The sequence below is a fragment of the Paenibacillus sp. J22R67 genome, assembly GCF_059692175.1.
The window spans coordinates 240,078-252,530 of record NZ_JCAUAX010000009.1 but is presented as its reverse complement, the minus strand read 5'-3'; the positions used below and the strand labels follow the sequence as shown (position 1 = coordinate 252,530).

General features: G+C 48.6%; 13 protein-coding genes. 3 read left to right on the top strand and 10 right to left on the bottom strand.

The window, feature by feature from the left end:
* Nucleotides 1–44: 44 nt before the first annotated feature.
* Together rluF and AC58VC_RS28470 are read right to left on the bottom strand one after the other, a co-directional pair.
* Nucleotides 45–773 carry a 23S rRNA pseudouridine(2604) synthase RluF gene (gene rluF, locus AC58VC_RS28475; RefSeq protein ID WP_497373710.1) on the bottom strand — a complete coding sequence of 243 codons (729 nt, stop codon included), beginning with the start codon at nucleotides 771–773 and terminating at the stop codon, nucleotides 45–47.
* A 143-nt stretch (nucleotides 774–916) separates the two neighbouring features.
* The gene (locus AC58VC_RS28470; RefSeq protein ID WP_497373708.1) at nucleotides 917–2,023 is read right to left on the bottom strand and encodes a chymotrypsin family serine protease; all 1,107 of its coding nucleotides are present in this window, start codon (nucleotides 2,021–2,023) and stop codon (nucleotides 917–919) included.
* Nucleotides 2,024–2,208: 185 nt separating this feature from the next.
* Here AC58VC_RS28470 and AC58VC_RS28465 point away from each other — a divergent pair, with 185 nt between their 5' ends.
* On the top strand, nucleotides 2,209–2,829 hold the full coding sequence (locus AC58VC_RS28465) for an NAD(P)-dependent oxidoreductase (protein WP_497373706.1): 621 nt from the start codon (nucleotides 2,209–2,211) through the stop codon (nucleotides 2,827–2,829).
* 68 nt (nucleotides 2,830–2,897) lie between these two features.
* Here AC58VC_RS28465 and AC58VC_RS28460 read toward each other — a convergent pair whose 3' ends face one another.
* The 3 genes from AC58VC_RS28460 to AC58VC_RS28450 form a co-directional block, all read right to left on the bottom strand.
* Nucleotides 2,898–3,209, bottom strand: coding sequence for a hypothetical protein (locus tag AC58VC_RS28460; RefSeq protein ID WP_497373704.1), 312 nt, complete (start codon nucleotides 3,207–3,209; stop codon nucleotides 2,898–2,900).
* Nucleotides 3,210–3,525: 316 nt separating this feature from the next.
* The gene (locus tag AC58VC_RS28455) at nucleotides 3,526–5,580 is read right to left on the bottom strand and encodes an ABC transporter ATP-binding protein (protein WP_497373702.1); all 2,055 of its coding nucleotides are present in this window, start codon (nucleotides 5,578–5,580) and stop codon (nucleotides 3,526–3,528) included.
* Between the two features lie 43 nt (nucleotides 5,581–5,623).
* Nucleotides 5,624–7,369, bottom strand: a complete 1,746-nt coding sequence (locus tag AC58VC_RS28450; protein ID WP_497373700.1) for an ABC transporter ATP-binding protein — start codon at nucleotides 7,367–7,369, stop codon at nucleotides 5,624–5,626.
* Nucleotides 7,370–7,905: 536 nt separating this feature from the next.
* On the opposite strand from AC58VC_RS28450, the gene AC58VC_RS28445 reads away from it, so the two are divergent.
* Nucleotides 7,906–8,082 (top strand): hypothetical protein, encoded by a 177-nt coding sequence (locus AC58VC_RS28445; protein WP_497373698.1) that lies wholly within the window; start codon nucleotides 7,906–7,908, stop codon nucleotides 8,080–8,082.
* 74 nt (nucleotides 8,083–8,156) lie between these two features.
* On the opposite strand, the gene AC58VC_RS28440 is transcribed toward AC58VC_RS28445, so the two are convergent.
* The 3 genes from AC58VC_RS28440 to AC58VC_RS28430 all read right to left on the bottom strand — a co-directional run bounded on the left by AC58VC_RS28440 (nucleotide 8,157) and on the right by AC58VC_RS28430 (nucleotide 10,051).
* Entirely contained in the window at nucleotides 8,157–8,699 is a 543-nt protein-coding gene (locus tag AC58VC_RS28440; protein ID WP_497373696.1) for a DUF2231 domain-containing protein, read from the bottom strand.
* Between the two features lie 87 nt (nucleotides 8,700–8,786).
* Complete coding sequence (locus tag AC58VC_RS28435; RefSeq protein ID WP_497373694.1) at nucleotides 8,787–9,629, bottom strand: M56 family metallopeptidase; 843 nt, start codon at nucleotides 9,627–9,629, stop codon at nucleotides 8,787–8,789.
* Between the two features lie 2 nt (nucleotides 9,630–9,631).
* Entirely contained in the window at nucleotides 9,632–10,051 is a 420-nt protein-coding gene (locus tag AC58VC_RS28430; protein WP_497373692.1) for a BlaI/MecI/CopY family transcriptional regulator, read from the bottom strand.
* 163 nt (nucleotides 10,052–10,214) lie between these two features.
* Between AC58VC_RS28430 and AC58VC_RS28425 the strand changes: the two genes are divergently transcribed.
* Nucleotides 10,215–10,994 (top strand): pirin family protein, encoded by a 780-nt coding sequence (locus tag AC58VC_RS28425; protein ID WP_497373690.1) that lies wholly within the window; start codon nucleotides 10,215–10,217, stop codon nucleotides 10,992–10,994.
* 589 nt (nucleotides 10,995–11,583) lie between these two features.
* On the opposite strand, the gene AC58VC_RS28420 is transcribed toward AC58VC_RS28425, so the two are convergent.
* Both AC58VC_RS28420 and AC58VC_RS28415 read right to left on the bottom strand, forming a co-directional pair.
* Nucleotides 11,584–11,838, bottom strand: coding sequence for a hypothetical protein (locus AC58VC_RS28420; protein ID WP_157318318.1), 255 nt, complete (start codon nucleotides 11,836–11,838; stop codon nucleotides 11,584–11,586).
* 64 nt (nucleotides 11,839–11,902) lie between these two features.
* Complete coding sequence (locus AC58VC_RS28415; protein ID WP_497373688.1) at nucleotides 11,903–12,379, bottom strand: VanZ family protein; 477 nt, start codon at nucleotides 12,377–12,379, stop codon at nucleotides 11,903–11,905.
* Between the last annotated feature and the right edge of the window lie 74 nt (nucleotides 12,380–12,453).

Here is a 12,453-nt window from a genome sequence, read left to right as displayed (position 1 = left end):
TCCTCAAGCCCCCTCATAAGGAGGCATGAACATGTGCTGCTGCTTTAACTGTTATTCGGCTGGTTGCCCGTTTTGGCATTTTCCTTGCTCAACGTGAGCATGAGATCCTTCATTTCACCTTGCGTCAAATCGCGCCATTTCCCTACCTTCAAGCTCCCCAGATGAATATGCATAATCCGAACGCGCTGCAAACGCACCACCCGATAACCGAACGCTTCGCACATACGGCGAATTTGCCGATTAAGCCCCTGCGTCAGGATAATTCGAAAAACACGATCACCAACCGGATAAATCTCACATGGCTTGGTTACCGTGCCCAGAATCCGGACTCCACTAGCCATTCCCTTCAGAAACATAGGTGTAATCGGCCGATTCACAGTCACGATATACTCTTTGTCATGATTATTTTCTGCGCGCAAAATCTGGTTCACTATGTCTCCGTTATTCGTTAACAGAATGAGACCTTCCGAATCTTTATCCAGCCTGCCGATCGGGAAAATACGTTCCGAATGCCCAACAAAATCTACAATGTTGCCTCTAATATGAGCTTCCGTCGTACTGGTGATTCCTACTGGTTTATTAAGCGCAATATAGACATGTTCCTTCTTCTCGCCAATCGCTTTACCATCAATCCGAACTTCATCGCCAGGACCTACAACACTTCCGAGCCCGGCAACCTCGCCGTTGATCGTAACACGCTTCGCTTCTACCCACTTGTCCGCTTCCCGTCTGGAGCAAACGCCTGTCTCGCTAATAAACTTATTGATTCTCATGCTTGGAAAATCCCTTCTATGCCGTAATCCTATTTTTCTACTATCTCCTATTATGCTGGATTCGCTACATTCGTTCAAGTCAGGTGTCAAATGGGAAAAAGAATCGCCCTCCATTCTATGAACGGGGGCGAACTTCTAATGCTCTATTTTTTCGGCATAGCACGAACAATACGTACCAATTTTCGTTGTGTCACCGTCAAAGGCCGGGTATAAGCATAGTTACCTTTAGGCGCAGGGTTAATGGCCGTACCACTTTTGAAAGTGCCTGTTCCAGCTAATACGGCTACTCTAATATTAAACGTATTCATTACACTCGCAATCGGTGTGGAGATAGAACGAGGGCCGCTGCCGGCAAAGTTCAATGCTGCCGCAAATTGTCCTCTCATCCATACGGACCCGGAGTCGCCAGGCAGCGAGATATTCGTAGGAGCCGTAAGGATCGTCTGATTACGGAACTGCAGCGTTGCGCCTCCCAATTCGGGGTAAGGGCCGATATTAATCTGTGCACCGATACTCTCGACAGTACCGATAACAAACCCCGTGGTGCGTCCTGATTTAAAGAAGCGGTCTCCCACACGGTAGCTGAGCAGATGACCTTGCGGGTTCACGAATTGCCCCGTATTGCTGACCAAATATCTTGGTGTGAGCAAACTATTATTAAAAGGAATGGCAGTGGCAGCATCCATAAAGTTGGGCCCTGTTAGATTAAAAGGAACAAAACGGAATGCCGTGCCGACACGATCTGTTACATTTACGCCTCCATCCAGGTTCCCAGGTTGAACAATGTTCGCACCGAATCTGTTCGCTTCAATAAGCACATGGTTATTGCTCAACATCAATAGTTGGCCATTCTGAATGACGATTAGACCGCAAGTCCCTGTCCCTCGATTCTCTCTGCCAATGCTAACGCCGCCCGGAACCGGACGATGTTTACCACGGAATTGCGTGGCTCTGAAACGCTTCACTGGAGCTTTCACAGTTCGTCTCATCTTCTTCGGGGCTGCTACGGAATTAGGTCTGAATGGAGCTCCACCAATATAGCGGACGGGAATGCTGGTGCCGACAACCTTAGCGATGCTTTTGCCGATTTCTGTCGTAACCGAACCTTTACGCGTGTACACGATAATCGCCGCACCGCTTCCAGGTTTATCCGGGTCGGCATATCCAACACCAGTACCCAAAACACCCGGCATTTGCAGCGTTGGGAAAAGCCTGCCATTTTGCCTTAAAGCCTCATAAAAAGTTGCCATGTGCATTCTCCTTTGTAAGGGGATGCATTCAACTTATGCTAGCTTGTGTGAGTTTGTCTCCTCTACTAACCTATCTTTAAATAATTAGATGAATCACTCTGAGTTGCTTGTACTACGTCCATTTCTCTAAGATAAGCAAGAAGCGTATAATAGAATTCACAACGTTTGAAACATGGAGGCTAGCTATGCATTTTCTTCTATTGGGAGCAACAGGAAGAGTCGGAACTCGCGTTCTAGAGCGAGCTTTGGCAGATAATCATAAAGTAACTGCACTCGTACGCAATTCGCAAAAGGTCAACAAACTCTCCGAACAGCTTACCTTGCTGCAGGGTGACGCCTGCAATCCGGGTGACATTCATCGTTCTTTGGAAAACGTAGACGTCGTCATCAGCTGCCTTAATACGGGTGGCGGTACGGTGCTGACGGAGTCTATGCCCCTTCTCATCGAAGCCATGAAAGCTCAAGGTGTAAGCCGTGTCGTCACCATCGGCACAGCCGGCATCCTGCAAAGCAAAGAGCACCCCAGCCTGCTGCGCTATGAGACGCCAGACACGAGGCGTTCCTCTACGCGAGCTGCCGAGGAGCATCGCAAAGCTTGGGAGCTGCTGCAAGCTTCTAGCTTGGCGTGGACCGTTGTCTGCCCAACCTACTTGCCAGACGGCGAGGCGCTCGGGACCTACCGCGTGGCGCGCGATTTCCTGCCGGAGGACGGCAAGTCGATCACCGTGGGCGATACGGCAGCTTTTACTTACAACACTGCGTGTTCGGACGAGTACGTTGGTTGCCGCGTTGGATTGGCCTACTAGCGGGGAATGAAAAAGAAGCTCTCCCACAAGTCATCCAATGACCGATGGGAGAGCTTCTTTTGGTTTCACTAACGTCTGCTTCTTTCTTTCGACAAGGCAGCAATGTTAAGACCTGAAATCACGATACCGACAATGCGGAACACATACCCCGCAACCGGGATGAAACTCAAGAAAGCCATAATGATGTTAATCACTGTCTTCGTCGTTGTTCCATTATGGGTGAGAATCGCAAACACTAAATTCACAAACACGAGCGGGATCACCCACGTGTAAGACCAAAGGTAAACGAATGGGATCAGTCCCAGCAAATACCCCACAGCAATCGCGATTTCCGACAGCAGTTGAAGCAAGTTTAGTAATCGAAGTGTATCTGAACGCATATAGACCCTCCATTTCAGCAAGAAAATTATCTATTGTTATTGTAGCATAGGCTGCACAAAAAAACCGTAGGCAACCTTGATGCCTGACGGTTTTTTCTATGTTGTACAATGTGCAACATTATCACGGAAACTAGACCTCCGCACCCCTGTATGTTGTACTTTGTACAACGTCTTAGCCGGGAAACGGCCATATTGAGGGCTATTCCACCCAGTTGATTGCACTTTGTACAACGAAAAGCGGAATAGCAACATGTACTGCGCTTTATCGTTGTACTTAGTACAACGAAGACTCGGTCGAGCGGGAGGTCCGGCTGCCCTACAAGCCGCTCCGCACTTCGTCCTCGTTGGCGGCCGCCGTCTCCGGATGTCCCTGCTGCAGCTGGTACATCTGAAAGTACCGCCCACCGAGCACCATCAGCTCATCGTGGTTGCCGCGCTCGACGATTTCACCGTGGTCGAGCACTAGAATTTGGTCGGCGCTTTTAATCGTCGACAGCCTGTGGGCAATGATGAAGGTGGTCCGCCCCTTCGACAGCACCTCGAGAGCCGCCTGAATGACGGCCTCGGTCTCGGTGTCGATGGAGGCCGTCGCCTCATCGAGGATCAAGATCGCCGGGTCGAACGCCAGCGCCCGGGCGAAGGAGATCAGCTGCCGCTGCCCAGCCGACAGCGTGCTGCCCTTCTCGATCACGGGCTCGTCGATGCCGCGGGGTAAGCTTTGAAACATAGCCGCTGCGCCTACCTCACGCAGCGCGGCCTCGACCCGTTCCCGGGTGATGGACGGATCATCCAACGATACGTTGGATGCGATCGTCCCTGTGAACAGGAACGGATCTTGCAGCACGATGCCCATATGCTGCCTAAGCAGCTGTTTGGGCATCTCGCGCACATCGCGGCCGTCGACCGTGATGCGGCCTTTATCCACATCGTAGAAGCGGAACAGCAAATTCAAGATGGAGCTTTTGCCCGAGCCGGTGTGCCCGACTAGCGCAACGGTTTGCCCTTGTTTGGCCTCGAATGTGATATCCTTCAGCACATCTTCGCCTTCTTTGTAAGCAAAACGAACCTGCTCAAACTTCACGTTACCCAGATAGCGCTCCGATTTCTCAGTCGCTACGTGAATGCCCTGCTCATCCAGCAGTTCAAATACACGATCAGCCGAGACAATCGCTCGTTCCAGGTTGGGCAGCTGATTCACAATCCCCACCATAGGGTGGAACATGCGGTTCAAGTAATCAACGAATGCGTATAGAACGCCAACCGTGATTAACGAATTTAAGGAGCTGCCGCCGACATACCAAATGAGACCGAAGAAGAACAAATTCCGCACAACGTTCATCAGGTTATGGGAGGTCAGCGAGTTGAGGCTGAGTAACTTGTTTTGAAAATGCGTGTATTCATCGTTCAATTGCTCGAATTCTTGTGTCGTTTCCTTTTGCCTGCGGAAAGCTTGAATAATTGTCATCCCTTGAATCGCCTCATTGATCATTCCGTTGATGGAACCGATCCGTTCACGAATCTCATGATTATAGTGAGAAGCATATTTGCGGTAAACAATAATCCACACGTAGAGCAGAGGAAGCACCGGCAGCGTGAATAAGGCCAATCGATAATCAAGGATGAACAGCGCTACAATAATACCTACGATATAGATCGTACCTGTAAAAAAGTTCGCCAACACTTGAACGTAAAGGTCTTTGACAGACTCCGTATCGTTCGTAATCCGTGAAACAATTTTACCAGCAGGCTGATTGTCAAAATAATTGATAGGCAGCCGCTGAATTTGCGCAAATACATCGCTCCGCATGCGCTGAATGATCCGATTCGCCGCGGACTGCAGCAAATACCGCTGACCATAGGTAAAACCAGCGCCAATGAGAATGAGCACGAAGTAGATACCAGCCAGCTTCATTAAACTGATAAATTCAGGTTCATAGAACATGTAGAGTTCCTGAATGCTTAGCTTTTTTGCCGGATACTCCGCTTGCTCCGTTCCCTGTGTAATCGTTAACTTCCCATCCTCCGTCAGCTTGCGGGCACCGTCAAAGGCGATCGGCTGGTCCACCCACACAAACTGGGTACCTACCTGCAGAATGCGAACCTCTTGCCCCCTCGGCTCCCCTTCCGCGTAATGATCGCTCCGTTTATAGAGGACGCCGTCCATTGGAACCGCGTTTTCCGTTTTTATTGCCGACGTGGTCTGGAACCACGGCTTCTCAATGCCAAGAATGTGTGTGTCGATCATCTTCTTGGCGATGAAAGGACCTGCCAGCTCCGTCGCAACAGCGACAGATAAACATAGCAGCGCGATCAGCAGAGGTTTTTTAAACAATGTCGCATATTGAAATAATCGCTTACTTGTTTGTTTCATTAGGGTTTTCACCTTCTTTTCATGAGATCATCTATTTGTCCGTTCAGCCAACCTGTTGTTCTTCTAACTGCTGACGGTCATACTGCTCTTTATACCAGCCACCGAGCGCCAGAAGTTCCTCATGCGTACCTTCTTCCACGATATACCCCTCATCGAGCACAATAATTCGATCAGCGTGTTGAACCGCAGACAGGCGATGCGTTGTGATGAGTGTCGTTTTGCCGGCACGTTCGGAGCGAATCCCGCGGATGATTTCAGCTTCTGTCTTGGCGTCCACAGCAGATAACGCATCGTCCAGCATGAGGATTTCCGGATCCACATAAAGCGCTCGCGCGATGGATACGCGCTGTTTCTGACCACCGGATAAAGCCACGCCTTTCTCGCCAACCAAGGTTTCTAAACCTTCCGGCAGGAACTGAACGTCCTTGCGGAATGCCGCCAGCTCAAGCGCCTGGATAAGCTGCTCTTCTGTGCCTTGGCTAGCACCAAACTTAATGTTTTCCTTCACCGTTTTGGAGAACAGAATCGGCTCCTGTGGAACATACCCGATCCATCCATGTACCGTGTCGATCGTCAACTGCTCAATCGGTGTATCCGAGAGGGTGATCGCGCCTTTCCCTAGCGGATATTCACGCAGCAGTTGCTTGAGCAGCGTTGTTTTGCCGCTTCCAGTCCGCCCTACAATGCCGAGCGTCTCCCCACGCTTCAAGTCAAAGGAGATATTGACGAGATTGTCAATGGAGGATGAAGGATAGCGGAAGGTTACTTCTTTGAAGCTAATCGAATTCGGCAGCAGCATCGTTGTTGCATTCGGTTCGTCTGTGACATCTGGTTTATAGCCAAGCGTCTCATTCACACGGTCCAGGGAGGCATTGCCGCGCTGCATGATGTTCATAAGCTCCCCGATTGCGAACATCGGCCAAATCAACATGCCAAGGAACGTATTGAAGGAAACGAGCTCCCCGAGCGTCAATTCACTATGAAACACCATATATCCGCCGTAGCATAATCCGATTAAATAGGAAATACCGACAAGAATTTTGACCGTTGGTTCAAAAAGAGCGTCGATAAGAGCAACCGCAATATTTTTCCGAAAGACATCGTCCGTCATCGTTTTAAAACTTTGTTCACTAGCTTTTTCTTGCACAAAAGCACGTATGACGCGCACGCCGGCGATCGTTTCAAGCACCCGGTCATTCATTTGGCCGAAAGCATCCTGAGCGAGAATGAACCTCTCGTGGATGCGCCCCCCGTAGATGGTGATCGCAGCAGCCATAAAAGGCAGCGGAATAATCGAAGCAAGTGTCAGCTTCCAGCTAATGAAGAAGCCCATCATGCTGAGAATAGTTAGCATAAACAACGTCGAGTCTACGAAGGTCAAAATGCCAAATCCTGCTGTAGTTGACACCGCCTGGAGATCGTTCGTAGCTCTAGCCATGAGATCGCCCGTACGGTTGCGTTCATAAAACGTTGGCGTCATGCGCAGCAGCTGCCTCATCAAACGAGAGCGAAGCACGCGCTCCAGAACAAAAGCGCCTCCAAACAGCTGATACAACCAAACATAAGATAATCCATAGCCAGCTACAATCAACGTCCCCCAGAAAGCGAGCAGCTGGAACAGCTTGCTGCCTGTTAAAGTCCCCATGTGTATACCATCAATCGCATAGCCGATTAGCTTCGGAGGTATCACATCAATGATCCCGACGATGATAAGCAGCCCAATCGCTAGCGTATATCGCTTCCAATTCATTCGGAAGAACCAGCCTAATTTTTTTAATACGATAAACATCGATTTCATCACTCCTTTACTTTACTTATCCACGCAAAAAGGCACACCGCACGCAGCGATATGCCTTTTCAAAAACAGAAAAGCGCTCGTTACGAACTTCTTCGTAACCCGCGCTTTCTTCATCAGCGTATGTGAAGGGGTTGCAGCAGCCGAACAAACACCATTAAGGCGCTTCGGTATCGGCTAACAGGCGGGTTACTCCGTATGAATTTGTATGGTTGTTATCTTGGTGCTTACGATGTCCATTTGGATCTAGAACCAACTTAATCATCTTGAAACCCTCCTTCTCTACCGCAAACCTGCTGCGTCCTTTATCATTTCCAAAAGTTGTATAACTGCGCTTACAGAGGTGATCTTAACACCCTTTTCAAGCCCCTGTCAATCGGAGAAAAAGACTATAAAAGAACTATCTTACCCCGTCCATTTCGGATCAGAATACTTGCTTTTTCCCTCTGCACATTTGTCACACATGTTTCAAAATCTCGCGGCATATTCATAGCATAAGAGTTCAAATCGCGCAGAGGGAGTGGATGGGCATGGTCGATCAAGTGTTTGCTTTGTTAGGATGGATTGCCGCATTCGGTGTCGTAATTTGGGGAGTTATTGCACTTGTTGCCCGGTTTGTATCGCGCGATTCGACGCAGTACGATATGGTTTTTTTGTGGGATAATCGTTTTACGTTGGAAGAGCTGGAGCTGGACGAGCCTGCGTGATGAGGATAATGTCTTTTGGGCAAAAAACGGGGCTATCTCATAAGGTCTGAATAGACCTGATGGATAGCCCTGTTTTATTTATTTGAAGGAGCAGCTGATGTCGCTGGTGAAGCCGCTGGCCCTTTAGCTCCCTGAGCTCCAGCACCTTGTCCACTTGGCTCACCCTGCCCACCTGGTGCTTGTCCACCCTGTGCTCCGCCCCCAGGCGCCATGACCGGCATCGGTCTATGTACCATTTGTCCGCCAAGATGGCCTGTATAACTGACGAGGATCACCGCCGCGAGCGAGCCTACTAAATACATCGGATTTCGTCCGGCATCTTTCTTTTTCCAAATCAGCAGACCAACACGAATAACCGCAAGTACAATCGCTGCAAGCATGGTTAATTTCGCATAAAATTCATGGGGAACAACCAGAGGATTACGCCAAGGAGACGGGCCCGTCATGACAGCCGCAACCGCGCCAAGCGCACCTACTACGAGGCAAAGCATACCGGCAGAGTGCCACTCCCGTTTTTTCACAATCATCGCAATGAAATCAAAAACAAAGCTGAAAATAAGAAGTGCGATAGGGACATGCGTCACTATGAAGTGCAGATTTTTCAAGATATAATCCATCAATCTCTCTCCTCACTCATCTATTTTATCTACACTACAAAGTGTAGTGTTAACTAAGTGGAAAGTCAAGCCTTGCCAATCAGGGCTCTAAATGAGCCCCATCAGCAGGATGAAAATGAGCAGCGATATCGCTATCCGAAGCCGTGGCCACGGTAGATACAAGGTCATTTGCGGGTCGAGAATATGTTTGATGCGAACATTCATTGATGTTTCAGCGAAAGAGGCGTGAGATAAGGATAGATTCGGAACCGGCGACTGTTGTTTGAGTAGTTTGAGGAGAGCGCTGCCTAAATCTGCAGGCTGATTCATTTGACCAATGGCATACTTATCTGCCCTAAGTTCAATCATAATGGGGTATTTCTTAGCAATCCAAGCAAAGATCGGGATGTATAACAACGCCTTAGAGATCACAGAAAGCAAGAAAATAGCGAGCGGATCGCGATGCTTCATATGGCATTTCTCGTGGTCGATTACGGCATGGAGTTCTGTAGGCTCCAACATGTCGAGTAAACCGGTCGATAGAATGATTTGCGGCTTCAAGAAGCCTATCGTCATAGCCGTTGGTGCTTTGGAAGAAATAATTCGCAGTTCATGCTCATCAAGCTGGTAAATGCCGTGGTATTGCGAGGTGATCGCAGCATCTTGGTATCTTGCAACTAGCCTCTTCGCTTTCATTGCTTGGAAGGCTTGTCGCACTACCAACACAAGGACAGCGCTAAGGGTATAAAGGATCACAACATTCACCAAATTAAACGCAATGGGTGCAGGTATATGAAGATTTTTAAATAAGATGACGCACAAATCAAAGATGTTATAGCGTGCTTTCCATTTGAAGAGATGCTGTCCGACAAACAACAGCATTTGTCCCAAGACAAGCCCCGACAAGGTCAAAGAAGCAGCATACAGCCATTTCAATCGCTTTTCCATCATCGTTATCGATCCTTTTTCATTTCTTTGATTTTTTGCTCCAGTTGGTCGAGTAGACCTGGATCTACTTTATCCAGCGCATCCACCATGTGAGTCACCGCTAAGGAGCCGAACTCTTCAATCAGATCTAGCGTAAGCTCTTTGGACTGAGCTTCCATAAAGGCTTCTCTAGTAACAACAGGCCTGTACTGGTACGAACGAGCAACCGCTTTTTTCTGCAAAACACCTTTGTCCACCAAGCGGTTCATCACCGTCATGACGGTATTGAAATTGATCGCTTTAGCCTCCTTATCGAGCTTCTGCTGGACATCCTTAATCGTCATTTCCTCGGCACTATTCCAAAGAATCTCCATGATTTTGGCTTCTAAGGGACCGAAAAAACGGTTAAGCCCGCTTCCTTCATATTTAAAATTTTGCATTTTCATGGTAGGCACACTCCTTACACTACAAATTGTAGTAGGAGTCGTACTTAGAAGTCAAGATATGCTGTTGGAGGAACGGGATTTCCCTTTACATGGGGTAAAAAAAGGATTATAATACTTACATATAGTAAGTAATTAATTATTTTAAAGAAAAGGAGCGATTCTTATGCATATACAACTATTTTCAGCTGACCAGCAGGGTGTTGGCGCATTTGACGGCGGCAAATTTGTCGAGCAGCGTGCCATCAGCTTTCCAAGAGAGAAAACAGCTGTGGATCGTGTTGGTTCCTTATTTTACTGGGCCTGGGGCAAGGCTACCGATGCTGCTGAGATCGAAATGCATCCGCATAAAGCATTCGAAATTGTCACTTATGTGATTGAAGGTCTCGTGGAACACCGCGATTCTCTTGGCTCACTGGAGACTGTATCGGACGGCGGCGCTCAAGTCATTCAAGCCGGGTCCGGCGTTTATCACTCCGAAGCATTCCGGACCGCGGGCACCGAAGGCATGCAAATCTGGTTCGAGCCTCATCTTAGTCAATCCGTGAAAAAGCCTGCCACCTACAATCAATACGAACACGAGCAATTCCAGGTCATCCAACAGGATGGCGTGACGTTGAAAAACGTCATTGGCGGAGGCGCTCCGATTAAGTTGGATACCGACGCTAATATGTTCGACTGGAGCCTTGAGCCGGGCGCATCATTCACGTATTCGCTCGCTCCGCAGCAGCAGCTTGCTTTTCTCGTAATCCGAGGACAAGGCAGAAGTGAAGCCTCCGCGGATAACAAGGGGCCTCAAGCTTTGTCTCATAAGGATTTCGTCGTTGTCCAGAATGACAAACAAGTGGGAGAGACTTTGCTGCTAAAGGCTGATAGCGAGCAAGGTCTGCGCATCATCGCGATTGAGGTGCCGGTCGATCCAGGGTATGCCTTGTACCATAAATAATACGGGAATACGGATCTGAGCAATCAGAGTCGACATATTAGGGGCTATCTGAGAGGATCAGGGATGATCTTACGGGTGGTCTCTTTTTGCTGAGCGGGTGAGTGTGAGTTAGTGGTTGCTGAGGGTTGGGCGAGTGGTTCAGGGAGTGGCTGCTGCGTGAGGAGCGAGTGTGGGGCAATGGACTAAGCAGCTGGGTGTAAATGATGGGAATGGGAACTACGATCCGTTATTTTCAAATAATCGCGCGATCTGCTCGTAGTAGTGAACTATAGTCCTCTATTTTATCATTCACCTCCAAATGTGAGCATTTCAGGGCAAATAAGGCCCTGTAGTTCCATTTAACTCGAGAAAATAGCTATTTGTCTAAAATAACGCCTGTAGTTCCCCTTCAAGTACTATTCAGCTGTATCTACCTCTTTCACACTTTAACTATCTCTTCCCCCTATCTATCTCCATTCCCATCTCCCCCTACACCGCTCTCTGCATCCACCGCAAACTAGCTGTAGTTTGTCTCCAATCAACCCCCGCAAAAACACAAAGGAGCTAACCCCCAAGTAGTTAAACTACTTAATGGATAGCCCCTTTGACTTTATTCCAGCGACTGAAGCCTAGCTTCATCCTCGCTGAGCGATTCAGCAGCTTGCTGAACAGCCGGCGCATCGGATTGATCTGTAGCCTGATCCAGCGCGTTCTCGGCTTTACCGATAGCATTCCGAGCCTCTTGCAGCGTTTGAGGTGTCGGATGGGACATAGCATGATTCACCGCTTGATGGACATTATCAGCTGAATTTTGTGCAGAAGAAATAGGATTCTGTGACTGTAAGCTTGAATCGGTCTTGGTCATCGTTTAGATTGCCTCCTCAAATTGAAATTGTTACAAGGGCTATATTGAGGCAATTGGTCACATTTTATACCCTGCCTTTCATTTCAACTTGACCTGAGCGATCCCGTCTTGTGAAAGCCGCGAATAGGCTGTAGGCCAGACTTGCCCCTAATATGTTCAATATCAAATCATCCACATCCAAGCTCCCCACTCTAAGCAGCATCTGCAGCAGTTCCAGGCCTACCAGCGGACAACCAAAAAGCAGAAGAAATAATCTGTAGCGCCTCGCCACCCTAAACAAATATGGCAGCAGTAACCCATACGGCATGAAGACACCTACATTACCAAATAAATTGATCACCCACGTTCGCATCGGAAATAGATTGGCATGCCGGATATACATCACGATGGTCCTGAAAGGAACCACATTGTAGTTATAGACGAAATGTCCCCCGCTTCGCAGGCTCTCACGCCCGAAGCCCACAAACATCCAATACAGCAAACAACCTGTGTATCCGATGAAAAGCAGCCATACGAGCGGCCGAACAAGCTTCTTCCTCATGATGATCGCCCCCTTCCTCTGCCAATAAAGAACCCTCCCTTCAGTCACGACTGATGAGAGGGTCATAAATTCCC

What these genes read in the sequence shown, in the direction of transcription:
- rluF (WP_497373710.1), bottom strand. Translation starts at nt 773, where the DNA reads ATGAGAATCAATAAGTTTATTAGCGAGACAGGCGTTTGCTCCAGACGG.
- AC58VC_RS28470 (WP_497373708.1), bottom strand. Translation starts at nt 2,023, where the DNA reads ATGGCAACTTTTTATGAGGCTTTAAGGCAAAATGGCAGGCTTTTCCCA.
- AC58VC_RS28465 (WP_497373706.1), top strand. Translation starts at nt 2,209, where the DNA reads ATGCATTTTCTTCTATTGGGAGCAACAGGAAGAGTCGGAACTCGCGTT.
- AC58VC_RS28460 (WP_497373704.1), bottom strand. Translation starts at nt 3,209, where the DNA reads ATGCGTTCAGATACACTTCGATTACTAAACTTGCTTCAACTGCTGTCG.
- AC58VC_RS28455 (WP_497373702.1), bottom strand. Translation starts at nt 5,580, where the DNA reads ATGAAACAAACAAGTAAGCGATTATTTCAATATGCGACATTGTTTAAA.
- AC58VC_RS28450 (WP_497373700.1), bottom strand. Translation starts at nt 7,369, where the DNA reads ATGTTTATCGTATTAAAAAAATTAGGCTGGTTCTTCCGAATGAATTGG.
- AC58VC_RS28445 (WP_497373698.1), top strand. Translation starts at nt 7,906, where the DNA reads ATGGTCGATCAAGTGTTTGCTTTGTTAGGATGGATTGCCGCATTCGGT.
- AC58VC_RS28440 (WP_497373696.1), bottom strand. Translation starts at nt 8,699, where the DNA reads ATGGATTATATCTTGAAAAATCTGCACTTCATAGTGACGCATGTCCCT.
- AC58VC_RS28435 (WP_497373694.1), bottom strand. Translation starts at nt 9,629, where the DNA reads ATGATGGAAAAGCGATTGAAATGGCTGTATGCTGCTTCTTTGACCTTG.
- AC58VC_RS28430 (WP_497373692.1), bottom strand. Translation starts at nt 10,051, where the DNA reads ATGAAAATGCAAAATTTTAAATATGAAGGAAGCGGGCTTAACCGTTTT.
- AC58VC_RS28425 (WP_497373690.1), top strand. Translation starts at nt 10,215, where the DNA reads ATGCATATACAACTATTTTCAGCTGACCAGCAGGGTGTTGGCGCATTT.
- AC58VC_RS28420 (WP_157318318.1), bottom strand. Translation starts at nt 11,838, where the DNA reads ATGACCAAGACCGATTCAAGCTTACAGTCACAGAATCCTATTTCTTCT.
- AC58VC_RS28415 (WP_497373688.1), bottom strand. Translation starts at nt 12,379, where the DNA reads ATGAGGAAGAAGCTTGTTCGGCCGCTCGTATGGCTGCTTTTCATCGGA.